Raw genomic sequence first — 23,671 nt, forward strand, 5'->3', positions numbered from 1 at the left:
TATTTTTTCTCTCTGATTCCAGCGACTGCCCCACTACACAAACAGATAATATGCACTTAGCAGATCGAAGGCAACATGACTATCCAGTTCGTCAAACTGATACTGGTATTGTAGCCCTTTGGGTCTGCTACCAAAAGTTACAAGCGGGAAATAGCGTTCCAAAATAGACAAGCGCTCCGCAAAAGAAGCGCCTATATCTCCCCAAAGCAGTAATTCGGTTGTTTCTTTGTCTAAATTCAGTTCGCTAACAGCAAACAGCACATAATAGATAAAATCTTCAGGCGTATCAAACTGATAAGTATTAAGCAAATGAAGATTACCTACACGAAAAAAAGCGATCGTTAACAGATTGCTATTAACAAACAGATGTAGGTTGCGGTAGTCCAACTTTTCGGGCAGCGAAAGTAATCCTTTAATGATCGCGTCGCTGACGTGTGCATTTTTTAATTGCCGCAGCGGATACAGACCTGCAATAATAGTAGAAATTTGTGTGTTACAGCCTGCTATATTGACAATATTGAGTTGTGTATGATGCGTAAAGGACAGTTGTTCTACAGCCGATGGGGGTGCATGGAGTTGGAGCAATTCTAAGGCAAGATCGGATCTGAAAAACTCGGCAGGGATCTGTACATAGGGAAGTTCTGCTTCTAACAACATAACCTCTTTCCAATACCCGGCCCCAAGAAAATTGTGATGGGTAATTAATTGCTGCAAAGTCTCTTGCAGCGATACAACTTTGGAAAGGCTGAATCGTTCGTAATACACAACGATTTTGCTGGCAGTATCAAAGGCAACCGCCTCTAATATTCTCCCATGCAACTTGAAACACAGAGCATAATAACCTATATGCTCTGTGCTGAAAGATGAGCTGCGCAGTTGCAGCAGTGAATAAAATGCGTTATGATCCAAAATCAATGCAAATACTTGAGCCTAATCTTCCCAGTTACCTGTTGTAGAAACCTCATCCTGAGCACCAAAGCGCAGGAAACGACGCTTGCGGTTCGGGTGATTTTCTTTTCTTGTTTTGTCAAAAGGAAAAGGATCTACCACTTCAATTACATCTACCTTTGCACCACTTTTTTGCGTAAGTTTACCTGCATACATTTTAAATTGTTTGTTTGGATCGTTGTAACCGGGTACCCAGCTAAAAGTTTCGAGGTTAAAGTTGGGAAATTTATCGGCAGGAAATATGTAATCTTTCACTCGTTCGCGGCGGAGCGTATCGTAAGTTACCAATATGCTGTCTCCAAGGTAGGCCAAGTTTGGTGGACGCTGAATAATTGTTTCCTTCTTCTCTACGATAGGAATAATACCTTCTGCAATGAAGGAACGCAAAGTGTCCCAACTGCCAGTGTAGCGTCCGTTAACTAACAGAAACCATTTTTGTACTTCGCGAATTTCTTTCAAACGCTCGATTACAGCCGCTTCTCTGGCCTTGATTTCGCGATCCTCATCTACTTTGTTTTTGATACCCGCAAAAAGGAAATAGGCAAGTGCCAAAATGACAGGCACCATTGCAATAGTAAACAGTTGAGTCTTCTTCATATCGTTTAAAAATGGGAAGGAGTTTCTTTCAGTCGCAATTATAGCATTTTCAAACAAATCAAATTGCACTCTTTGGAAAAAAGATGCTTTTTCAGGACAAATACTTTTGTTGCCTTGCGCAGTTTACCATTTATTTTATTTGATTACTTGCTTCCATGCTTGGGGCAGATAGGCTATCAGGTCGCCTGCTTTCATTGCCTCCTGTGAAAGAGCTGCCGCCGCCAGATCACCTGCTAAACCGTGCAGAAAAGCGCCCATAACAGCCGCCTGTACAGGGGTGTATTGCTGGGCAAGCAGCGCAAGGATTATTCCTGTCAGCACATCTCCGCTGCCGCCTGTAGCCATACCGGGATTACCTGTCGAATTGAAATAGGTAAACCCTTCGGGGGTCGTAATGCACGTATTAGCTCCTTTTAGTAGAATCACGCAATTGTATTTAATGCTGAGCGCAAGTTGCAACTCATGACTTTTAAAATCACTGGCTGCTATGCCGATTAAGCGCTCAAATTCCTTTGGATGCGGAGTCAGGATGCTGCCTGCGGGAATTTTTTCCCACCAGTGTCGGTTTTGAGCCAATAAATTCAAAGCATCTGCATCCCAAACCATTGGGCGCAGGATTGGTTTTTTGAGCATCTCTTCAATGGCTGCCGCTGTGATCCTATCCTGCCCGATTCCCGGGCCAATAGCTACATTAGTGTAGTTGGTTGTATCAGGCAGTCTGTGCAGCACTGTATTGCCCAGATCGGGGAGGCACATAGCCTCAGGCGCAGCTACCTGTAGTATAGGAAGCCCTGCGGCAGGGATGGCAGCAGTCAGCAAACCAATGCCTGAACGAAGAGCCGCTTGAACAGCAAGTACGGCAGCACCCATTTTCCCAATACTGCCCGCTACGATCAGTCCATGACCAAAATTGCCTTTATGCGCTGTTTTTTTGCGGGGCATATGATACTCCCTGACCAGTTCATGGTCAGTGCGTACGATTTTGGTTACTACTTGATTGATAAATTCCGGATGGATACCGATTGGCACAACCTCCCATTCGCCAACAAATTCATCGTAGGCATCATAAAGAAAGCAGCGCTTGGGAAACTCAAAGGTGATGGTATAGTTTGCCCGAAAAGCTATCGCATGGGCAGGAATAGGCTTATCTGCAAATAAACCTGAGGGAATATCTATCGCTACTTTATAAGATTGTGCTTGATTGAGGTGTGCAATAACAGCCGCAGGAAAGCCGGAGGGCGGTCGGTTTAAACCCGAGCCAAAGATGCAGTCAATGCAGATGTCTTCCGTCTGTAGTTCCGGCAGCGGTATATTAGGCGATAAGGTATGCACTTTTGCGCTGTCGCTTTGCTCTAAGCGCCGCATATTAATAATAAAGTCAGGGCTTGGCACATCAGGAACCGGACAAATCCACACATGCACCTCATAGCTACTGCTCAATAAGCGTGCTATTACCAGCCCGTCGCCGCCGTTATTGCCTCTGCCACAAAATATATGTATGCAGCGCGGCGCTAACTTCTTGTCGGCTATGTGGCGCGAAAGTGCATGAAAAGCAGCAGTAGCAGCCCGTTCCATTAGCTCCAAAGAGCTAATAGGTTCGTGCTGAATGGTGTATACGTCAGCCTCGCGGACTTGCTGGGCGCTGAGAATTTTCACAGGATCACTTCATTTAGTTCCGAAAGAAAGCGAACCCGATGCTGTCATGCAAGTTTTTTGGATGATTTTAAACTTGTTGTAAGAAGAAACGAACTTTTTTGGCGATATTTGCGTTAAAAGGCATATGCAGAAAAACCTGCGCCATATTTTCAGCCTCCTGCTTGCCTTGCAGGTAATCGTTGCTTCTACAGGGGCAACCTTCTATCGGCATTATTGCAATACCGAAGGCGAACTGATGGCTGTTTCTGCTTATCAGCCTGAAAGCTCCTGCTGCGCAAACCATCACCACGAAGACCACCACGATCACGAATCAGGCTCCTGCCAAACAGATCCTTGCTGCGATCTGAGCTATGAGTTCCGCAAGGCGGAAACAGCGCCGATTGCCGAAGGTCTGAAATTAGCTGTTCACTCGTTGGTATTTGCGCTGCCTGAACGCTTTTTCAGTATTCCTCTGCCTGTTTTTCAGGTAAGTGATGCTGCTGATGTACAGGCTTTTACAAACAATTACTCTCCCCCTCGCTGCTATGCGGGCAAATCGCTGTTGCCTGTGATTCAGCAATTCAGGTTGTAGTTTAAGGATAGTAGTTCGTGCGGACACGAACTGTGGCATTGTTACCCACGCCGTAGTTTGTGTCCCCACAAACTACTTCGAAGCCATTTTTACACCCTAAAGGGCGTGCTACACTTTCCTTAACTCACTGAAAATCATGAAACTACATATAAAAAATGCCTTACTGGCGGCATTCACGCTGTCATTCATTCATCTTGTTGCAGCGCAACAGAAAATAAAAACCATTCATGGATACGTTGCCGAACAGATCGGCAAAGAGGAACAACCCTTAGTGGGGGCAAGTATTATCTGGCTGGGTACTACCGTCGGAACTGTTACAGATACCAAAGGACATTTTGAGTTAAAATACCCTGCCAATGATCCCAATGCTCACATACTCGTTGTCAGCTTTGCAGGTTATAAGACCGATACCGTTAATATTCACAAAGCACATACCCACCAGCACGGTAAGGAAACTCATATTGAAATTATCTTGCAACCGCTTGAATTGCGCACCGTTACGGTAACGGCAGGCAAAACAGACGAACATAGTCCGATGCGCGTAGATGTGCTGACTACCAAAGACTTGCGCAAAGCTGCCTGCTGCAACCTGTCGGAAAGTTTTGAAACGCAGGCTGCCGTAGATGTTACTTTTGCGGATGCTGTTTCGGGCGCTAAACAAATCCACATGCTTGGGCTGGACGGCGTTTATGCGCAGATTTCTTCAGAAAACCTGCCGGCAGTGCGCGGACTGGCAGCCCGCAGCGGTATGTATTTCATTCCCGGTACATGGATTCGCTCCATAGACATCAGCAAGGGCGCGGGCAGCGTCGTAAACGGCTACGAGTCTATCACCGGACAAATTAACGTTGAATTAGTCAAGCCTTTTGAACACGCCGAACGCCTGTTTTTTAATACCTACGTCAATCAGTTTGGCAGAGCGGAGCAAAATATCCATTGGAGAAAAGAACTAAATCCTAAGTGGGCTACCGCTACGCTGCTTCATGCAAGCGGGCAGCGTTTCCGCGAAGATTTCAACGAAGATGGCTTTCTGGATGCTCCTCAGTTTTCACAACTGAACGGCATCAGCCGCTGGCAGTATAAGGGCGATAAAATGGAAGCTCAGTTTGGTATCAAGGCACTTTACGACGATAAAATTGGCGGGCAATTAGATTTTCGTAAGAATACGCCAAGCGTGCGCGGCGGCATTTACGGCTTCCGTTGGGAAAATCAACGCACCGAATTTTTCAGCAAAACAGGTTTTTTCCTGCCCAAAGAAACTGAAAGTATCGGTATTATTGTCAATGCTTCAAACCACAACGTCAGAGGTATATGGGGCGACTCTCGCTACAATGGCAGGCAGCAATACATGATGATTAACAGTATCTATCAAAACCAATTCGGCGATAACCACATCCTCAAAGCAGGCGTGAGCGCTGCGATGGACAACTACGACGAAACCTACAACAACAGCGACCGCATCCGCCATGAGCGTGTGGCAGGTGTATTTACAGAATACAGCTACACGCTGCCCGGTAAGTTTGCACTGATTGCAGGTTTGCGCTACGACCGCCACAACCTGGCAGGCAACGTCATCACTCCCCGCCTCCACCTGAAATACGATTTTAGCCCGCTGACGGCGCTGCGACTCTCTGCCGGACGCGGTATGCGCTTTGCCAACCCGATTGCCGAAAATATGGGCTATCTGGTAAGCAATCGCCGCCTGAGCATCGCCGACGACCTGCGCGCTGAGTTTGCATGGAACATGGGCGGCAGCCTCCACCAAAAATTCCTGATTAACAATCGCAATGGCTCGGTAACCGTGGATTTCTTCCACACTAACTTTGAAAATCAGACGATTGTAGATTTGGACAGCGACCCGCATCAGGTGCAAGTTTACAACCTCAAGGGGCGATCGTTTGCCAACAGTTTCCAGATACAGGGCGACTATCAAATCGCTGAGGGGCTGAGCATCACGGGCGCTTACAAGTACTACGACGTGCGCGCGCAAATCGGCAGTGAACTGCGCCGCGTGCCGTTTATTCCTATGCACCGTGCGATGGGCAACGCCGAATTGGATTTGAAACGCTGGCGCTTTGACCTGACCGTGCAGTGGTATGGTTCTAAGCGTCTGCCCGTAGCTCCGCTGGTAGGTATGCCAATGCCCGGCGATGACCACAGCGGACACCTACCCAATTTGGGCAGCCCTTACTGGCGCGCCAATTCGCCGCATTACTTCCTGATTAACAGCCAAGTAACGCGCGTGTTCCGCACATGGGAAGCGTATATGGGCATGGAAAACATAGGCAACTTTATGCAAATGCACCCGATTGTGCAGGCAGATAACCCGTGGGGACAGCATTTTGATGCAGGCGTAATCTGGGCGCCTATCATGGGGCGCATGCTCTATGCCGGCGTGCGGATTACGATTGACTAATAACATATATATTTTGGGATACTACCACGCTGAAAACGGCGGATTACACAGATTGGCGCAGATTTTTATGCCGAGCCTGTTCAAAAGCAACACGGACTTTAGCCTGCGATTTGTTAATTAATTGATAATCAAATAGATCCAGACTGAAGTCTGTGCTATATTCAGCCTTCTTGGACAGCCTCGATTTACGGCTACAGAAGTTTTATGCAAATATTATGTCGGGCGGTCTGTACAAAATCATCTAACAATGCGTTATTAGATAAGAGGCAAAGAGAGTTTTTTCCGTGAATGACACAGATCATCTTTTTTACCGCTTCCGAGTGTAATTTTGCACCATTGAACCGTGAGAACACATGTTTGAGAACTTCAAAGCCGTTATACTGACTTACAAGACAGCACCTATTGAGGTACGCGAAAAAGTAGCATTAGACGAGCAGCAGGCTCGCAAGTTGTTGCAGCGCCTCAAAGACATTCTGGGCTTGTCTGAGGCGTTGGTGGTTTCTACTTGCAATCGCACAGAAGTTTACTACAGTGCCGATCAGTCTATGGGCAGAGAGGTTGTTACGCAGCTTTGTCTGGAAAAAAACCATCTGTCTATTGGTGATATATTGCCTTACTTTCGCATTGTCGACACCCACGCAATGGCTGTAGAACATCTGTTCCGGGTGGGTATTGGGCTGGAGTCGCAGGTAGTCGGCGATTTGCAGATCATCCACCAAATGAAAATGGCTTATCAGTGGTCGGCAGACGAAGGAATGGCAGGGCCTTTTTTGCATCGTCTAATGCATACCATTTTCTTTACCAACAAGCGCGTATTTCAGGAAACAGCCTTCCGCGACGGTGCAGCTTCGGTTTCCTATGCTGCCGTTGAGATGATGGAAGAACTTACTGCTACCAATAGTGCGCCTTCGGCTTTGGTCATTGGACTGGGCGAAATCGGTGCAGACGTGGTGCGCAACCTAAAAGACTCTCACTTTGGGAAAGTATGGCTTGCCAATCGCACCCGCGCTAAAGCCGAAGCCCTTGCACAAAATACTGACTTTGAGGTAGTTGATTTTGCTGATTGGGAAAATTATATGGCATTAGCCGATGTGGTGATCTGTTCGGTAGCCAAAGAAACCCCGTTGATAGAGGCTGCGCAGGTAGCACGCCACCATCAGGCAGGCAAATTCCGCTACTTCTTCGATCTTTCCGTACCGCGCAGCATAGCGCCTGAAGTAGAGCAACTGACCGGCTGTATTGTCTATAACGTAGATGATATTAACAACCGTGCTAACGAAGCACTGCAACGCAGGCTGGCAGCCATTCCCGATGTAGAACGCATCATCGGCGAGGCTATCGGCGAATTTGGTAACTGGACAAAGGAGATGGTCGTCTCTCCTGTCATCAATAAACTCAAGAATATGCTGGAGCAAATCCGCAAAGAGGAAATTGCCCGCTACATGAAGCATTTGAATGCAGAAGAAACTGAAAAAATTGAACAGATTACTAAGAATATGATGCAAAAGATCATCAAAATGCCGGTGTTGCAACTAAAGGCAGCCTGCAAGCGCGGAGAAGCCGAAACGCTGGCAGACGTGCTGAATGATTTGTTCAATCTGGAAAAAGTAGCAATAGAAAGCTAACACAAAGAGGCTGTCCAAAAAGGCTGAATGTAGCACGACTTCAGCCTGTATCTATATTGATTATCAAGCGATTAACAAATAATAGACCAAAGTCTGTGTTACTTTTTGGACAGCCACAACCGAAGAGGAGATGCTACTATTACACTGCCGATATTGAATGGGTGATTTACCCATCATGCAATTCATATGGTATTAAATCCGAGTAACGTGTAACACTTTCATAACGTATAAGCAATTGATAATCAGTAGATAATTAACGTATATCCCGAAAGGGCATCATATATATAAGCTGCCCAATCACTTATACTTATGCGCAAATACACTTATCCTACCTATCAACTTTGGCTCTTGCTCGTTGCAGTTTGCCTGCTGATTGCCTGTGATTCGCCTAAGCAAGAGCAGCAGCAAGACGCTACAGCAGTTGATACAAAAACCACCCCTACAGGAGCTGCAACTGACAATCGCAAAGTCATTCTCTTCTTCGGCAACAGCCTGACTGCGGGTTTTGGGCTGGAAATTGAACAGGCTTTCCCTGCCCTGATCCAACGGCGTTTAGACTCGCTGGGGCTGCCCTACCGCTGCGTCAATGCAGGTTTGAGCGGCGAAACTACCGCCAGCGGCGACACGCGCATAGATTGGATGCTGGAGCAACCTGTTGATATTCTGGTGATTGAATTGGGCGGCAACGACGGCTTGCGTGGCATCAGCCCCGAAGAGACCCGAAAAAATCTCCAATCCATCATTAGCAAAGCCAAAGCAAAATATCCTGATATTACCATTATTCTGGCAGGGATGGAAGTGCCACCCAACATGGGCCCTGAATACGCGGCGGCTTTCCGCAAGATCTATCCGGAACTTGCCAAAGCTAACGACATAGCGCTGATCCCTTTTCTTTTGGATAAAGTCGGCGGCGAGCCATCGCTCAACCTGCCCGATGGCATCCATCCAACCGCCGAAGGACATCTGATTGTAACCGAAACTGTCTGGAAAACGCTGCAAACCGTACTACAAAAGCCTAATTAGTAAGCGCAGACATGTAGATTTATGTTATATACACTAAATTACTGCCTGATTTTGAATGTCTGTTCAGAAAGCAGATATTGACTTGATAACCTGTTTATGGCCTCTGAAAAAGACGAGATACCCCTGCTGTCGGTTGAAGATCTGAAAGTATGCTTTGATACTAAACACGGTAAAGTTACAGCCGTCGAGCATATCAGTTTTCAGGTTAAAAAGCGCGAAACAATCGGTATTGTAGGAGAATCCGGCTCGGGCAAATCAGTAACGGCGCTTGCCACGATGCGCCTGATTCCGCCTCCGGGCCATATCGAACAGGGTAAAATCCTATTCCAATCGCCAAGTTTGGGGAGAGTTGATATTACAGAGCTTAGCCGAGAAGAAATGCGGATGCTGCGCGGCGGAGAGATTGCGATGATTTTTCAAGAGCCGATGACTTCGCTCAATCCTGTATTTTCGTGTGGCAATCAAGTAATGGAAGCGATTCAATTGCATCAGCCTGAACTGTCTTATGCAGAAGCCCGCAAACGCACACTGGAAATGTTTGATAAGGTAAAGTTGCCCAATCCTGAAAATATTTTCAAAGCTTATCCACACGAAATTTCAGGCGGGCAAAAACAGCGTGTGATGATTGCGATGGCGCTTTCCTGCAACCCTGCGCTGCTCATTGCTGATGAGCCGACAACCGCACTGGACGTAACAGTACAGCATCGCATTCTGGAACTTTTTCAAGAACTGCGCGACCAGATAGACACCGCCATCATATTTGTTAGCCACGATCTGGGCGTAATTGGCGAGGTTGCAGATCGCCTGCTGGTGATGTACAACGGCAAAGTGGTTGAGCATGGCGCTACTTGGGATATATTTTCAGCGCCACAACATCCATACACCAAAGGGTTGCTTGCCTGCCGCCCGCGCTTAGATATCAAACTCAAAGTGTTACCTGTTATTTCTGACTTCATGGATACGGATGCTAATGGCAACGTTACCGACCGCCAAGAGAATAAATTCAAGTCTGTAGGTCAGGCACTTTTATTGAACTTCCAGAGCAGAGACGAGATTATATTGCGTCAAGAGCAACTGCTTGCACAAGAACCGCTGATTAAGGTACGAAACCTGCACGTGCATTTTCCAATAGAAAAAAACTGGCTCGGTAAAACTACAAAAGTACAAAAAGCCGTAGATGGCGTTAGTTTTGAGATTTATCCGGGCGAAACGCTGGGGCTGGTAGGGACAAGCGGCTGCGGTAAAACAACGCTGGGGCGTGCAATCCTCAATCTGGTAGATAATGTATCAGGAGAGGTTTTCTATAAAAACCGCAACATTTTAAAAATCTCTAAGCGCGAGTTGCGGGAATTGCGCCGCGAAATTCAAATCATTTTTCAGGATCCGTACTCCTCGCTGAACCCACGCATGACTATCGGAGAAGCAATTATGGAGCCAATGCGCTTTCACAACCTGCACGAAAACGACCGCAAGCGCAAAGAAGTTGCCATTGACCTATTGGAAACAGTAAACTTGAGTAGTGTTCACTTTAATCGCTTTCCGCACGAGTTTTCGGGGGGGCAACGCCAACGCATTTCCATTGCTCGCACATTGGCGCTACAACCCAAGTTTATTATCTGCGATGAATCGGTCTCGGCATTAGATGTTTCCGTGCAGGCGCAAGTGCTCAACCTGCTCAACCAACTCAAGGAAAAGTTCAAACTCACCTATATTTTCATTTCACACGATCTTTCGGTAGTTAAGTTTATTTCCGATCGCATTTTGGTGATGAAAGAAGGCAGGTTGGTAGAATGCGGTTTTGCCGAAGAAATTTACGAAAACCCCAAAAATGAGTACACTCGTAAGCTTATTCAATCTATTCCAAAGGGAACACTGGAAGACGTACGCCGCGCTATGCTCCGCCGCAAAATGCAGAAGAAAGAAGTGCTCAAAAAGTAGTCAATGAGATACCAAACATAAACGGCACAATAGCGGCTCCTTGCGGCGCTCTGCCCGAGCGGAACAATTCGGATAGTCCGTAATAAGCAAAAACATTGTATGAACTGTAGCCAATGCGCCCGTAAACACCATAGCGCAAGGGATTGAGGTTGAAGTCGTCTTTGAACTTGCCTGTGCCTTCTTCATAGCGGATCTTGGTGTGTGAGCTAATCCGCACCCCTACTTTGCCCCCTACAGCTACTCTGAACGCACGGCGACCACTGCTCGAGGCAAAACGCAACTCCGCCGGAAGATCTATATAATTAACCGCCAGCAGCGAACGGCGCACATTAGTTTGGGAAATATCAATAACTTCTGTACCCGAAGCAGATGCTATGAGCGTAACCTCATTGGAAAATCCGTACTTTTCCATTCCTCCACCCAATCCTGAATTGAATGAAAAGCGATTGCTGATGCGAAAACTTTTCATGTAGTAAATATTGATGCTGCGCGAGTTCAGGGTATTAAGCGCCATTTCTTCGGGGGCATCGCGAAGATTAGAAATGCCAAGATCTACCACCAGATTAATAGGTGCGCCTTTTAAAAAATCTAATTGCGCTTTTGCAGCTATTGTCCAAACTGCCAACAGCAGGCATAGAAAAAATTTCTTTGTCATATTGGTCGGTTTTTTTAATCAATATAAATAATGCTTTAAAGCTAAAATATGTCAGATACTATGCCTAAAAGCATCCGATACCTCAAAAAAATCCCGTCGCAAAGATAGTACACCTGTATTTGTCCTGTGAAACTACGTACAGAACGATGACAAATGTAAGTTTCATCGTAGATTTAAGCAGTTATCACTTAATCACTAATAATTATGAACCATTTCATTCATCGGACTATCTGTTTAGCCGCGCTTAGTGTTTTATTCCTCTGTACTGCCTTTGTAACGCCAACATTTGCCCAACCCGGAGGTGGACAACCCACAGGCGTACAAATGGGCAATCCTAACTGGGAATATGCCCGAATGATTACGCTGGAATCTATGATTGCGGGCGGTGCCGGCAGATCGCGGATGTTCATTATCACACCGGACGGGAAGAAACAAGAAGCAGACCTGAAAAATTATTACAGTCTGACAGGAATTAACTTCTCCAATATTTATGAGAATGAAGAGAAGAAAGCCCTCGCACTTAACGAACTCTCTAAAGCAGGTTGGGAGGTTTACTGGATTGAAACCGGCAATCAGGACGGCATCTATACTACCAAATACCTACTCCGCCGCTCAAGACAATAGTCTATCCAGCAGATTAAAACGGACAACACAGATCAACGCCGTTTTATCAATAAAATCCGTGAAAATCTGTGTCGTCCGTACTTTTCCGCATTCCGAAAATTTGGATAGTTACTATTTCGTCTAAAACTTAATGCTCACCTGCGTGAGGAAATTGGTGCCTGCCTGTGGGAAGTAGAAATTTTCGTAAACAGGTCGTCCGCCGCTGATGTAGCCAAAGGTGTAGCCGTTATTTTCATACAAATGATTGAAAATATTATTGACTAACAGGTTCAGCCCTATTTCGCTGCAAAACTTCGGATGCAGCGTGTAGCCCAAGCGCAAATCGTTGGTAAAGAATGCATCCAAACTGCGGCTCAACTGCTGTGTATTGTCCAAATACTGGCGGCTGACGTATTTAGTCAGCAATGAAATTTGCAGGTCTTTGGTTGGAGTAAAATGCAGTTGAGAAGCGGCTACAACCGCAGGCGAAAAGGCAATATCCGTATTGCGGTGTTCTACCGTAACCTGTCCGCTATTGTCAAAATCATCTAAAAACTCGGTGAAAGCACGGATTTTATTGCGGCTAAATGCGGCGTTGCCTTCCCATTTCCACTTTTTATTGACCTGCCATGCCGCCACTAATTCAATGCCTGCGCGGTAGCTGTCGGGAATGTTCTGGCGGATGTAGCCGCCTACGTCGTTGACGCTGCCTGTCAGTACGAGTTGATCTCTGTAATACATGTAGAACACGTTCGCATTAAACGCCCACTTGCCTACGCTGCCACTGTAACCTGCCTCTACGTTGTGCAGTTGTTCGGGGCGGGGGCGGCTGGTCGGGCTGCTTTCCGTAAAGTCGCGGCGATTGGGTTCGCGATGCCCGACGGCATACGAGGCATACCACTCCGAAGCGCCTTTGAGGTAACGCACGCCTGTTTTAGGATTGAAAAACAACAGGTTAGCATTTTGGGTAACATTTTCTAGACGGTTATCAAAGCCCAAAAAGTCATAGTTGATATGTCGCAATTGCAAATCGCCAAAGGCAAAGAGTCCGTCGGCTATTTGATAAGTAGCGCGGGCATAAGCATTGATGTCGTCTTTTACTGCATCGTTGTCGTAGTAGCGGTGGCGGATGTTGCTATTGCCCGCAAAGCGCGCCCAGATGACCTCGCCAAAATGTTTGCCTAAGTAGCGGTTAGCCGCGCCGCCCAACTGAAAATCCAGCACAGGCGCATCAGCGCGGAGTTCGGGGCTTTGGTAGCTCAGTTGCCAAGTTATGCCGTAAAAGTGGTTATCTAACCAGCGGCGGCGGATGAGGTCGCTGCGCGTAATAATCTGATTGCCAATTTGTATAGGTTCAATCAGATAAAGCGACAAGCGGTCATTTTCGCGGTACTGCTCAAAATAGCCCCGACCGCGCGTATAGTGCAGGGTAGATTTCCAACTCCAGCCACCGCTGATGTCGGTTTGCCAAATCAGTTGGTAGTGGTCTTGCTGGTAGTTGTCGGTTTCGTTGTCATAGGTTTGCGAATTAAATCGGCGGTTGCCTCTGCGCAACTCCTCTTCGGGAACTCCGTACCACGCCTGATAGGTTTGCTCCCTGCCGCTCCATATGTTTGCCGTAATGCTGCCTTTTTTGGTCAGGTAAACTCCTGACAAATAGAAAGATTTTAAATCTGCAAAGGCGCGGTCAATAAAGCCGTCGGAGGTGATTTTAGACAGCCGCCCCATCATTTTGAAGCGGTCGTTGATCAGGCCTGAATGTACGACCACATTGTGCCTCCAAGTATTAAAAGAACCATAGCCGTTGATGATTTCTGCCGAAGCTTTGTCTTCTGGCGCGAGTGTGGTAATATTCACGCTTGCTCCAAACGCGCCGGCACCGTTCACCGAAGTACCCACGCCGCGTTGCACCTGAATTTGCGACACGGAGGTGGCAAAATCGGGCATATTGACCCAAAAAACGCCCTGCGATTCGGCATCGTTGAGCGGCACGTCGTTAATGGTAACGTTGATGCGCGTCGGGTCGCTGCCCCGAATCCGCATACCCGTGTAGCCAATGCCTGCTCCCGCATCGGAGGTGGTAACAATTGACGGCGTAAAATTGAGCAGAATAGGCAAGTCCTGCCCCAGATTTTGCGGCGCAAGGTCTTTCCTGTCCACAATAGTTTTAGTAATCGGATAGAGGCGCGTACCGAATACATCCACCTCTTTGCTCCACACTGCCGCTGCCGAAAGTTGAATGTCCAGTACTATATCTTGCTGTAAATCAATGCGTTGTTCGTAGTTGCGGTAGCCTACAAACGAGATTTGCAGCGTGTAAGTTCCGGCAGCAAGCCCCGAAAAAACAAACTGTCCCTTTTCATCGGCGGCAAGGCCTTTGTTAGCACCTTTGAGCACGACTGATGCACCCGCAAGCGGAGTAGCATCATCGGCTGCTAAAATTTTACCCGAAATACTGAATTGCGCCCATACAAAGGAATGGAGCAATACTGCAAATGTGGTTAATAGATACTTTTTCATTGTTCCGTCAATGGTTTTAGTTAAACAAAAACCCGACGGTGTTCTGTGGGGGAAGAAGGCGGCTGCATTCAGAACCATCGCAGCCTTTGGTCAGACGTAAACTCCCTACGCAGGCATTATCCTGATCAGGTTATACGGGTATCATCTCAGCCTCCTCGCCATTGGCACAGGAAACACCCCGGTGAGCCACTTGCTCACCACAAAAGTAGCGCAGCGCAGCATCTTTACAATACGCGGCTATGTTTTTGAGCGAACATTTTGTTATTTCGCACTGCTGAAAACCAGTTTACCTGTTGACCACCAAGCTCAAAATATTAATTGCCGTAATTGTTGTGGAAGTAGCCGCATTAGGCTTTTGGTTTTATCAACGCAGCGTAAATGCCGCTACAAACGCTTCTGTCGGCGAAAATTACTTTGCCCTGACCGATACTGTGGGGATAGACCGCATGGTACTAGGCAAAAATACTTTCCGACTGGAAAAAGGCGAATGGCAACTCAACGGGCGCTATCAAGCTGACAAAACCCTGCTGCGCGAGCTTTTTATGTTGTTGCGCAAAGTGGAAACACAGCAACTTATCACAGGAAAAGAGGGGGAAACACTTCGAAAAGATATTGAAAATCAGGGACAAACGATTGAGCTATGGCAAGGCAGCCGCCAATTGCTCTCCTTTAAAATATTGGGGGTACGAGGCAATGCTTATGCGATAGCCAAAAACAGCCAGTCGCCTGCCGCCCTTTACATTCCCGGCTACAGCATCAATATTTACGAAGCTCTGACGCTGCCCGAAGGCGAATGGCGCAACAAAAACTTAGTCAGTTCAGGCTGGCTGGGCATTCGCAGCCTGCGCATTCGCTATGCGGAAACACCCGACCAAAATATTGACATTCGCCGCGAAGATGAATTTTACAAAGTTGCGGGAGTAAAAAATCTGGATTCGGCGATGCTCTACCGCTACATAGAGGCTTATCGCAATTTCAGGGTTTATAATTTCATAGACAATACTGCGATGCGCGATTCACTCAATCAACTCGTGCCGTTTTGTGAAATGGAAATTGAAACACTGGGCGGTACAAGCGGACTGTATGTTTATGCAGGTCAAAGCGGTATGTTTGGCATCACGCGCCCCGACAACGAGTTGGTGCAACTTGAGCCGCGCTACTTCGCCCGCTTCCTTGTACGCAAGAAAGATTTTGAACGCTAAAACAGCAACATTTTAAAAATGTGCTAATTTTGATAATTAAACGCATTGAAAAGCCATTACTAACAACAGCCACATGGATTTCACCATATCATCAAACGCCTTATTAAAACAGATTTCCGCCCTGAGTGGCGTGATCGTTAGCAACCCAGTTGTACCTATTTTGGAAAATTTCTTATTTGAAATCAAAGACGGCATCTTGACAATTACTGCTTCTGACCTGCAAACATCTATGATGGCGGAGATGAGCGTTGAGTCGGAAATGAATGGCAGCATTGCCGTTCCTGCCAAAATGCTGGCAGATACACTGCGCAACCTGCCCGAACAGCCGGTAACTTTTACAATCAATCCCGATACTTACATTATAGAACTTAACTCAGACAACGGTCATTACAAGTTGGCAGGTGAAAATGCGGCTGATTTTCCGCGCATACCCGAACCCAAAAACGCCCAGACAGTTGAACTAAGGGCTGAAGTGTTCTCAAGCGCTATTGCTTACACGCTGTTTGCAGCAAGCACAGACGAGATGAAGCCCAATATGAATGGCGTATTCGTCAACCTGCGCAATACAGACGCAACCTTCGTTTCTACCGATAGCCACCGCTTAGTACGCTATCGCCGTTTCGATGTAAGTTCACCTAACGAGGTTGCTGTGATTATTCCCCGCCGAGCTTTGGGTTTACTGAAAAACACACTCCCCGCAGACAACACGCCATTACAACTGGCATTTAACAAAGCCAATGCCTTCATTTCATTTGCCAACATCAGAATGGTTTGCCGCCTGATTGATGAGCGCTTCCCTGATTATGAGTACGTCATCCCGACAGACAACAACAAAGTACTGGAGATTGACCGGGCCGAACTGCTCGGTTCATTGAAACGCATTGCGATCTATGCCAATAAATCTACCAACCAGATCCGTCTGAAAATCAATGCAGACAGCTTAGAAGTTCACGCCGAAGACATTGATTTCTCTAACGAAGGTGAAGAAAAACTTGCCTGCGTATATGAAGGCGAAGAAATGGAAATCGGCTTTAATGCCAAATTCCTGATAGAAGGTTTGAGCAACCTGAATTCTAAGAAAGTTATTTTCAAAATGTCCGAGCCTAACCGCGCCGGCTTGCTGACCCCTGAGGCAACTGATGAAAACGAGGACATCCTCATGCTCATCATGCCCGTCATGCTGAACAGCTATTATTAATTGGCTGATGATCAAGGTTCTTTTTGTTTGTTTGGGCAATATATGCCGTTCGCCGCTGGCAGAGGGTGTGTTTGCCCATCTGATCAGGCAATCAGATTTGGCACATCGCTTTGCCTGCGACTCTGCCGGAACGAGCAACTACCATGTTGGTGATTTACCCGACCGACGCGCCCGAAAAGTAGCCGAAGACAACGGTATAGTCCTTCCCAGTCGTGCGCGTCAGCTAACTACTGCTGACTTCTACAACTTCGACTATATCTTGGCGATGGACAGGAGCAACTTGCGCAACATCATCAGCCTAAAGGAGCGCGTTGCCCCTGACAGTACCGCTCAAATCATGCTGTTGCGTGAGTTTGATACCGAAAAAGATGAACTTTTGGAAGTAGATGACCCTTACTACGGCGATATGCAGGACTTTATTACCTGCTTTACGACCGTTTACCGGAGTTGTGAATCTTTATTAGCCTATTTACAAGAAAAACACTGATGCGATGAAAGAGTACTTTTTGCGCCTTTACACTTACAACCACTGGGCAAACGAACGCTATTTCCACCTGTTTGATCGCCAGCTTGCCATCCCCGATCGCGTGCAGTTGCTGATGAGCCACGTATTAGTTGCGCAAAAATTGTGGCTGTCGCGCATTCAGGGCAAACCGGATTTGTCGCTGCATATCTGGAAATCTCTACCTATTGACGAACTGAAGGCAATGGCTGTAGCAAATACCAAAAACTGGCTGGCATATCTCTCAGGCGCAGATCAGGCAGAGTTTGACCGCATGATGGACTACCAGAACTTTCAAAAAATAGATTACACCAACCGCGTGTCGGATATTATTATCCATACGGCCAACCACGCGACCTACCACCGCGCACAGTTTGCGGTATTGTTCCGGCAGGAGGGCGTTGAGCCGCCAAATACCGATTTTATCACCTTTGCCCGCGAGTTTTCGGGAGAATTGGCTTTATAGTAGCAAACGCTTAGGGGTGCTGCTTCTACATTTTTTGATGCGTTTCCATTACAAGCATGAAACAAGAACCCGGCGGGACGCTTCGCAAGGAAATCAATACTATTCAGCTATGGGCTATCGCCGTCGGGCTGGTTATTTCGGGAGAGTATTTTGGTTGGAACTACGGCTGGGCTGTATCGGGAACGATCGGCTTTCTGCTCGCAACCCTGCTGGTGATTGTGATGTATGTCAGTTTTATTTTCAGCTATACCGAACTGACAGCGGCTATTCCACAAGCTGGGGGGACTTTCTCTTATGCCAAACGCGCCTTTGGGCCTTTGGGTGGATTTCTGGCAGGTTTTGCCACATTAGTTGATTTTCTGCTCGCTCCGCCTGCAATCGCTTATGCGCTCGGCAGCTATGCCAATTTTTTATATCCTCAAATTCCCGTACTGCCAACTGCCATCATCTCATGTGCCATTTTTATTGGAATAAACCTGCTGGGAATCAAAGAGGTGGCGCAGTTTTCGCTCATTGTTACGCTGCTTTCTGTAGGTGAAATTGTTTTATTTCTTGGACTGATTGCCCCTTATTTTGAATGGGATTATTTCATTGCACACAATCCGCAACCGCTCCATGCGGGGCATGTTTTTGCAGGCGTACCCTATGCTATCTGGTTTTTTGTTGCCATAGAAGGCGTTGCTATGGTTGCCGAAGAAGTTAAAAACCCGCAAAAAACCATTGCTAAAGGCTATATGCTCAGTATCAGCACCTTAGTAGTGTTGGTGATGGGTATTATGATCCTTAGCGGCGGCGTAGGAGACTGGAGGCTTCTGACCGACATAGACCACCCGCTGCCGGAAACGCTGGCAATGGCTTTGGGGCCACAAAATATTTGGGCAAAAATATTTACAGGCTTAGGGCTATTCGGGCTGATCGCTTCCTTCCATGGAAATACCATCAGCTACTCCCGTCAGATTTATGCCATGGCGCGCGAAGGTTTTCTGCCGCAGTTTCTGACGCGTCTCAACAGGCACCAGACACCACATTGGGCATTGCTTGCAGGCGGTGGCGTAGGATTTATTGCTATTTTTTCGGGCAAGACTGATCAGATTATCACGCTCTCGGTGCTGGGCGCTGTGGTTATGTACGTTTTTAGTATGGCCAGCCTGCTGGCGCTTCGCATCAAAGAACCGACACTGCACCGCCCCTTTCGCGTACCAATGTATCCGTTTTTGCCTTGGCTGGCGCTTATCCTGACAGTAGTTTGTACGATTGCTATTGTCTATTACAACCTGATCATCAGCCTGATTTTTATAGGCTTAATGCTGCTCTCGCTGGTATGGTTTGCTTTGGTAAAAAATCGCGTTAGCGATTACGAGGAAAAACCGTAGCAGGCTAAAGTCCATTAGGCAGATTGGCGAGCCATTCCCTGTAAGATGCGAGCGCCTTGCTGTTTTTGCTGTCCGGATAGATTTTTTGCAAGCGCACAAGAGAGTGAAATGCCTCCTCTATTCGCACCAATCCAGCGCCTACGGCTGCGCCTCTTGCTGCACCTTGCGCACCATCTGTTTGATAAAGTTCGATTGTTGCACCGCTCAAATCGGCAAGCGTTTGCGCAAACAAAGGACTAAGAAACATATTGGCATTACCTGCGCGGATTGTTTCGAGGCGAATACCCGTTTGCTGCATTGCCTCCATACCATACATGAGCGCAAATGCAATCCCCTCTTGGGCTGCACGCAGCACGTGTGCACGCGCATGGCGATTGAATTGCAGTCCTTGTATCCGCGCATCTATGGGGCGGCTACCCAGCGTTCGCTCTGCGCCATTGCCAAAGGGATACACCTGCACGCCATCTGCCCCCTGCGGCGCAGTAGCTGCCAGATCGTTCATCTGTGTATAGGAAAGTTCGGGGCACAAGTTCCGGCGCAGCCATGCGTACATGCTGCCCGTACCATTGACACAAAGCAAAGCCCCTAATCGCTGTTGATCGGCGCTGTGATTGACGTGCAGAAAAGTATTGAAGCGCATTTTCAAATCGGGCTGTGCAGTATCTCCTACGCCATAGACTACCCCTGAAGTACCTGCCGTTGCCGCAACCTCGCCCGGGTGCATAACATTGAGCGAAAAAGCGTTGTTAGGTTGATCGCCTGCCCGATAAGTAACAGGCGTACCGGCTGCAAGTCCCAATAGATCAGCAGCTTGTGGTGTCAATTCGCCCTGTAGTCCAAAAGTTGTTACGAGTTGCGGCAGCCACTCGGTTCGAATGCTGTAATGATCCATCAACCATTGGGCAGGGCAGTTATCGCGAAAGTCCCACAAGATGCCCTCTGAAAGTCCGCATGCTGTTGTAGATGCACATCCTGTCATCCGAAAAGCAACAAAATCGCCGGGCAACATCCAGTAGCGTATCCTCCGGCTAATTTCAGGTTCGTTTTCGATCACCCAGCGTAGTTTGGATGCAGTAAAATTACCCGGGGTATTCAGCAGACGCTTGAGGCAATATTCCTGCCCTAAGGTTTGTGCGGCTCGCTCGCCAATCGTTACTGCGCGGCTATCGCACCAGATAATGGCAGGTCGCAGCGGATTTGCAGCCGCATCAGTCAGTACAAGCCCGTGCATTTGGTAGGCTATGCCTATGGCACGGATATCGCGCGGGGCTATGTTCGATGCTTGTGCGAGTAATTGTCTTGTGGCTTGCTGTACGTAGAGCCACCAACTATCAGGCGATTGCTCTGCCCAACCGGGCTGCGGCGCATCTATGGGCATTTCAGCGGCGGGGCAAGTTGCAGAAGCTAGCACTGTCCCTGCTTCCATATCAAAAATTACAGCCTTTACCGAAGAACTGCCCAGATCATAGCCGATAGTAAGCATCACATTGCGATTTTTTTGTAAGTATAAATATATGCATGTTTGTAGCATACCGACAAACAGTAAGCAACTTGCCAAATTCTACTTATCTTTGCAATAAAGCACGCAGCAGCACATGCATACGGAGCATATCAGAAAAATCCTAGATCAGAAAGGAGTCCGCAAGACCAAAATCAGAGAAGCTGTACTTGCATTGTTTCTCGACAAGGGTTATGCGCTTTCTCATGCTGATATAGAGTTGCATCTACCGCGAGGCTTCGACCGCGTAACAATTTATCGCACGCTCAAATCTTTTGAAGAACAGGGACTTATCCACAAGGTTCCCGACGAAAGGGGGCTTATGCGCTACGCATTGTGTCCTGAAAACCACAACCAAGAGCACAGCCACCTTCATTTCTTCTGCCGCAATTGCGAACACACTTATTGCATCCATGTTCCCGTTCCTTACCTTACTCTCCCTACCGGTTTTCAGGCAGAAAGCTACGAATGGCTGGTACAAGGAATCTGTAGGAACTGCGAAAAGTCATATATCAACCAAAGCAGCACGAAATAGCATGGATATACAATCTTGACATCATTCATCCGAGTCCTCTGCCTGCAAATATTTTTTTAATGTGATAGTTCAAAAATCATCACCTACAAGATTTGTAGTAAAATGTGTAGATGTGCTATTCTTGGCACTATTTTGCCGGAGATACTCAATAAAATGCTATGCGTTCTTAAATTCACAACAAATTCTAAGAATTTACCCCTATGAGAACTCATCTTCTTGCTTTAGTAAGTATGCTGTACTTACTCGCAACTATTGCCACTGCACAAAGCAACAAAAACTTAAGTAAAGGCAATAATGCCTATGAGGCAAAACAGTACGAGAATGCGGTCAAGTACTACACCAACTATCTAAAGACCAATCAAGGTGCTGTTTTCATTCTATTTAGGCGCGGCGAATGTCTGTTGCATTTAGGCAGGAACAATGAAGCAATTAGCGACTTAACCGAAGTCATCCGGTTGCAGCCTCGCCACCAGCAGGCAAGCTACATGCGCGGAATTGCTTATCAGCGACTCAACAATCTGGCAGCTGCCATACTTGATTTTGAACGCCATGTTACCATCACAGAAAAAGATATTGACAAAGTAAGCGCTCTCCGACGAATCAGCGAATGTTACGAAAAACTTGGCGAACCCTTGCGTGCGCGTGCTAAGGCACTACTGGCAGATCAGTATGAAGCAGAGAGCGCTGCCAATCAAGGCAAAAAAACACAACAGGCTGCGCCAGCTATCAACGGAGGAAGAAACCAACAGGTAACAGAAGCACCCAATATCCTCTCAGATCTATCACCCGATATGCGCATGCTCAGCAGGGCGCGTAGCTTTGCCGAAGATGGCGACTATGCTACAGCCGAGACCTTGCTTACCCAATTTATCAACTCATCGAAAGACAATAAAAAAGAGGCTTTAGACCTTCGCGGGCAAGTCCGCAGTGCGCAGAAAAAATATAAAGAAGCCATTGAAGACTTTCAGGCATCTCTGCGCATTGCAGCCAACGACGCATGGACTTATAATCAGATGGGGCTTGCATACATGCATATCCAACAATTTGATGCAGCAGCAACAGCTTTTAAGCAAGCCCTCAACATCAATCCAACATTTTCCTTAGCAGGCTACAATCTGGAAGAAACGATCAGAAGGCAGGCGGCAAGTTCTACAGCAAACGATCGAACCGGTCCGCAAATAACCATCACCAGTCCGCATGTGATAGAAGTAAGTAAGAATGCACAAGAACCAACCCGTGGACTTAGCCTCGTAAGCGTTACCGGCAATCACATATTAGTTACAGGCATAGCAGAAGACCCCAGCGGGGTACGCGAGGTACAACTCAATGGTCTGACAGCAGAGCTTACACAAAGCGACCCCACCGGCAGACGCTTCACGTTTACGATCAACCTTCCTGTTGGGCAGTTGGGCGGCGAAGAAAACATGATCTATCTGGCAGCTAAGGACAGACAGAACAATACCACTACCAAGCAATATAAATACAAGGCAACGTCTCAACTTACAGCAGTAGACGACAGAATAGCTGCACGTCAGTTGCTTGGAAAAACTTATGTCCTACTGATTGGCATAGACGAGTATATCCACTGGGATAATCTGAGCAATGCCGTGCGCGATGTATCAACCATTGGGAGTGTATTGAAAGAACAATATGGAGCAGAGGTAGAAATACTCGCCAATCCCAAAACCAAAGAAGAGATCGAAAGAAAAATCAGGGAATACGCTAATAAAGACTACGCACCTAACGATCAGTTGATGGTTTTTATTGCAGCCCACGGTTATTTTATCGAACATATTTCGCAAGGATTCATCATACCTTACCAAGGACTGCCCGTAGGCAACGAGCGCAACGGCAATAGCTGGCTCTCACACAACTTCATTCGCCAAACATTAGATGCTTCCAAATGTAAGCACATATTTTTGATCATGGATGCCTGTTACAGCGGTACTTTCAGCCCGCTGATCGCACGTTCGCGTGGAGCAGAATCAGCTATTTCGAAAAGCGAACTGGTTGCAAAAAAAATCCAACTCACTACGCGCAAATTTCTTACATCAGGTGGAAAAGAGCGCGTACCTGACGGGGAGCCGGGCAGACATTCACCCTTTGCAGGTGCATTAATTGATCTGCTGAAAAGTCGTGGCGAAATGACAGGCGGCATCATCACCATCAACGATATGCGCCGCGCTGTACAAAACCTCAAGCCGGTACCCCAGAGTTCCTCATTCCCTAGTAGCAACGACCATCTGGAAAGCGATTTCTTTCTGATCCCGCTGGTAAGATAATTGTAAAAAATAATCAGTTGCGGCTGTTAAGTTAAGCGGCAACTGACTCACTTTACAGTCTTT

19 protein-coding genes and 1 riboswitch are annotated in these 23,671 nt (G+C 47.2%); of the genes, 13 read left to right on the forward strand and 6 right to left on the reverse strand.

Annotated elements, in window-relative coordinates; all coding sequences use genetic code 11:
- Positions 1-33: 33 nt before the first annotated feature.
- The 3 genes from ACWIP2_RS08470 to ACWIP2_RS08480 all read right to left on the reverse strand — a co-directional run bounded on the left by ACWIP2_RS08470 (position 34) and on the right by ACWIP2_RS08480 (position 3,201).
- Positions 34-909: a DUF3822 family protein gene (locus ACWIP2_RS08470; protein ID WP_448519489.1), complete on the reverse strand. Its 876-nt coding sequence runs from the start codon at positions 907-909 to the stop codon at positions 34-36.
- A gap of 21 nt (positions 910-930) precedes the next feature.
- Positions 931-1,545 carry a hypothetical protein gene (locus ACWIP2_RS08475; protein WP_448519490.1) on the reverse strand — a complete coding sequence of 205 codons (615 nt, stop codon included), beginning with the start codon at positions 1,543-1,545 and terminating at the stop codon, positions 931-933.
- A 135-nt stretch (positions 1,546-1,680) separates the two neighbouring features.
- Positions 1,681-3,201 carry an NAD(P)H-hydrate dehydratase gene (locus ACWIP2_RS08480; protein ID WP_448519491.1) on the reverse strand — a complete coding sequence of 507 codons (1,521 nt, stop codon included), beginning with the start codon at positions 3,199-3,201 and terminating at the stop codon, positions 1,681-1,683.
- Positions 3,202-3,325: 124 nt separating this feature from the next.
- Between ACWIP2_RS08480 and ACWIP2_RS08485 the strand changes: the two genes are divergently transcribed.
- From ACWIP2_RS08485 to ACWIP2_RS08505, 5 genes are all read left to right on the forward strand, one after another.
- Complete coding sequence (locus ACWIP2_RS08485) at positions 3,326-3,772, forward strand: HYC_CC_PP family protein (RefSeq protein ID WP_448519492.1); 447 nt, start codon at positions 3,326-3,328, stop codon at positions 3,770-3,772.
- A 136-nt stretch (positions 3,773-3,908) separates the two neighbouring features.
- On the forward strand, positions 3,909-6,188 hold the full coding sequence (locus ACWIP2_RS08490; RefSeq protein ID WP_448519493.1) for a TonB-dependent receptor: 2,280 nt from the start codon (positions 3,909-3,911) through the stop codon (positions 6,186-6,188).
- 353 nt (positions 6,189-6,541) lie between these two features.
- Positions 6,542-7,813 carry a glutamyl-tRNA reductase gene (gene hemA, locus ACWIP2_RS08495; RefSeq protein WP_448519494.1) on the forward strand — a complete coding sequence of 424 codons (1,272 nt, stop codon included), beginning with the start codon at positions 6,542-6,544 and terminating at the stop codon, positions 7,811-7,813.
- A 309-nt stretch (positions 7,814-8,122) separates the two neighbouring features.
- Positions 8,123-8,836, forward strand: a complete 714-nt coding sequence (locus ACWIP2_RS08500; RefSeq protein WP_448519495.1) for an arylesterase — start codon at positions 8,123-8,125, stop codon at positions 8,834-8,836.
- A 96-nt stretch (positions 8,837-8,932) separates the two neighbouring features.
- Positions 8,933-10,774, forward strand: coding sequence for an ABC transporter ATP-binding protein (locus ACWIP2_RS08505; protein WP_448519496.1), 1,842 nt, complete (start codon positions 8,933-8,935; stop codon positions 10,772-10,774).
- Here the strand turns inward: ACWIP2_RS08505 and ACWIP2_RS08510 are convergent.
- Positions 10,764-11,429 carry an outer membrane beta-barrel protein gene (locus tag ACWIP2_RS08510; RefSeq protein WP_448519497.1) on the reverse strand — a complete coding sequence of 222 codons (666 nt, stop codon included), beginning with the start codon at positions 11,427-11,429 and terminating at the stop codon, positions 10,764-10,766. The two genes, ACWIP2_RS08505 and ACWIP2_RS08510, sit on opposite strands and share 11 nt — an antisense overlap.
- A 204-nt stretch (positions 11,430-11,633) precedes the next feature.
- Here ACWIP2_RS08510 and ACWIP2_RS08515 point away from each other — a divergent pair, with 204 nt between their 5' ends.
- Entirely contained in the window at positions 11,634-12,053 is a 420-nt protein-coding gene (locus tag ACWIP2_RS08515) for a hypothetical protein (RefSeq protein WP_448519498.1), read from the forward strand.
- Between the two features lie 120 nt (positions 12,054-12,173).
- Here the strand turns inward: ACWIP2_RS08515 and ACWIP2_RS08520 are convergent, their stop codons facing one another.
- A complete protein-coding gene (locus tag ACWIP2_RS08520; protein ID WP_448519499.1) occupies positions 12,174-14,552 on the reverse strand; it encodes a TonB-dependent receptor in 2,379 nt (792 codons plus the stop codon).
- Positions 14,553-14,637: 85 nt separating this feature from the next.
- A riboswitch (TPP riboswitch) is annotated at positions 14,638-14,743 on the reverse strand.
- A gap of 102 nt (positions 14,744-14,845) precedes the next feature.
- Here ACWIP2_RS08520 and ACWIP2_RS08525 point away from each other — a divergent pair.
- The 5 genes from ACWIP2_RS08525 (at position 14,846) to eat (ending at position 19,293) form a co-directional block, all read left to right on the forward strand.
- Positions 14,846-15,754, forward strand: coding sequence for a hypothetical protein (locus ACWIP2_RS08525; protein ID WP_448519500.1), 909 nt, complete (start codon positions 14,846-14,848; stop codon positions 15,752-15,754).
- A 73-nt stretch (positions 15,755-15,827) separates the two neighbouring features.
- Positions 15,828-16,952 carry a DNA polymerase III subunit beta gene (dnaN, locus tag ACWIP2_RS08530; RefSeq protein WP_448519501.1) on the forward strand — a complete coding sequence of 375 codons (1,125 nt, stop codon included), beginning with the start codon at positions 15,828-15,830 and terminating at the stop codon, positions 16,950-16,952.
- A gap of 7 nt (positions 16,953-16,959) precedes the next feature.
- On the forward strand, positions 16,960-17,439 hold the full coding sequence (locus ACWIP2_RS08535; protein ID WP_448519502.1) for a low molecular weight protein-tyrosine-phosphatase: 480 nt from the start codon (positions 16,960-16,962) through the stop codon (positions 17,437-17,439).
- Between the two features lie 4 nt (positions 17,440-17,443).
- Positions 17,444-17,920: a DinB family protein gene (locus tag ACWIP2_RS08540; protein WP_448519503.1), complete on the forward strand. Its 477-nt coding sequence runs from the start codon at positions 17,444-17,446 to the stop codon at positions 17,918-17,920.
- Positions 17,921-17,976: 56 nt separating this feature from the next.
- Positions 17,977-19,293 carry an ethanolamine permease gene (gene eat / locus ACWIP2_RS08545; RefSeq protein WP_448519504.1) on the forward strand — a complete coding sequence of 439 codons (1,317 nt, stop codon included), beginning with the start codon at positions 17,977-17,979 and terminating at the stop codon, positions 19,291-19,293.
- A 4-nt stretch (positions 19,294-19,297) separates the two neighbouring features.
- Here eat and ACWIP2_RS08550 read toward each other — a convergent pair whose 3' ends face one another.
- Complete coding sequence (locus ACWIP2_RS08550; protein WP_448519563.1) at positions 19,298-20,776, reverse strand: xylulokinase; 1,479 nt, start codon at positions 20,774-20,776, stop codon at positions 19,298-19,300.
- A 112-nt stretch (positions 20,777-20,888) separates the two neighbouring features.
- On the opposite strand from ACWIP2_RS08550, the gene ACWIP2_RS08555 reads away from it, so the two are divergent.
- Together ACWIP2_RS08555 and ACWIP2_RS08560 are read left to right on the forward strand one after the other, a co-directional pair.
- Positions 20,889-21,326, forward strand: a complete 438-nt coding sequence (locus ACWIP2_RS08555; protein ID WP_448519505.1) for a Fur family transcriptional regulator — start codon at positions 20,889-20,891, stop codon at positions 21,324-21,326.
- Positions 21,327-21,526: 200 nt separating this feature from the next.
- On the forward strand, positions 21,527-23,608 hold the full coding sequence (locus ACWIP2_RS08560; RefSeq protein WP_448519506.1) for a tetratricopeptide repeat protein: 2,082 nt from the start codon (positions 21,527-21,529) through the stop codon (positions 23,606-23,608).
- Positions 23,609-23,671: the final 63 nt, after the last annotated feature.

This window comes from Rhodoflexus sp. (assembly GCF_053489755.1).

What these genes read in the sequence shown, in the direction of transcription:
- ACWIP2_RS08475 (WP_448519490.1), bottom strand. Translation starts at nt 1,545, where the DNA reads ATGAAGAAGACTCAACTGTTTACTATTGCAATGGTGCCTGTCATTTTG.
- ACWIP2_RS08485 (WP_448519492.1), top strand. Translation starts at nt 3,326, where the DNA reads ATGCAGAAAAACCTGCGCCATATTTTCAGCCTCCTGCTTGCCTTGCAG.
- ACWIP2_RS08490 (WP_448519493.1), top strand. Translation starts at nt 3,909, where the DNA reads ATGAAACTACATATAAAAAATGCCTTACTGGCGGCATTCACGCTGTCA.
- hemA (WP_448519494.1), top strand. Translation starts at nt 6,542, where the DNA reads ATGTTTGAGAACTTCAAAGCCGTTATACTGACTTACAAGACAGCACCT.
- ACWIP2_RS08500 (WP_448519495.1), top strand. Translation starts at nt 8,123, where the DNA reads ATGCGCAAATACACTTATCCTACCTATCAACTTTGGCTCTTGCTCGTT.
- ACWIP2_RS08505 (WP_448519496.1), top strand. Translation starts at nt 8,933, where the DNA reads ATGGCCTCTGAAAAAGACGAGATACCCCTGCTGTCGGTTGAAGATCTG.
- ACWIP2_RS08510 (WP_448519497.1), bottom strand. Translation starts at nt 11,429, where the DNA reads ATGACAAAGAAATTTTTTCTATGCCTGCTGTTGGCAGTTTGGACAATA.
- ACWIP2_RS08515 (WP_448519498.1), top strand. Translation starts at nt 11,634, where the DNA reads ATGAACCATTTCATTCATCGGACTATCTGTTTAGCCGCGCTTAGTGTT.
- ACWIP2_RS08520 (WP_448519499.1), bottom strand. Translation starts at nt 14,552, where the DNA reads ATGAAAAAGTATCTATTAACCACATTTGCAGTATTGCTCCATTCCTTT.
- dnaN (WP_448519501.1), top strand. Translation starts at nt 15,828, where the DNA reads ATGGATTTCACCATATCATCAAACGCCTTATTAAAACAGATTTCCGCC.
- ACWIP2_RS08535 (WP_448519502.1), top strand. Translation starts at nt 16,960, where the DNA reads ATGATCAAGGTTCTTTTTGTTTGTTTGGGCAATATATGCCGTTCGCCG.
- ACWIP2_RS08540 (WP_448519503.1), top strand. Translation starts at nt 17,444, where the DNA reads ATGAAAGAGTACTTTTTGCGCCTTTACACTTACAACCACTGGGCAAAC.
- eat (WP_448519504.1), top strand. Translation starts at nt 17,977, where the DNA reads ATGAAACAAGAACCCGGCGGGACGCTTCGCAAGGAAATCAATACTATT.
- ACWIP2_RS08550 (WP_448519563.1), bottom strand. Translation starts at nt 20,776, where the DNA reads ATGCTTACTATCGGCTATGATCTGGGCAGTTCTTCGGTAAAGGCTGTA.
- ACWIP2_RS08555 (WP_448519505.1), top strand. Translation starts at nt 20,889, where the DNA reads ATGCATACGGAGCATATCAGAAAAATCCTAGATCAGAAAGGAGTCCGC.
- ACWIP2_RS08560 (WP_448519506.1), top strand. Translation starts at nt 21,527, where the DNA reads ATGAGAACTCATCTTCTTGCTTTAGTAAGTATGCTGTACTTACTCGCA.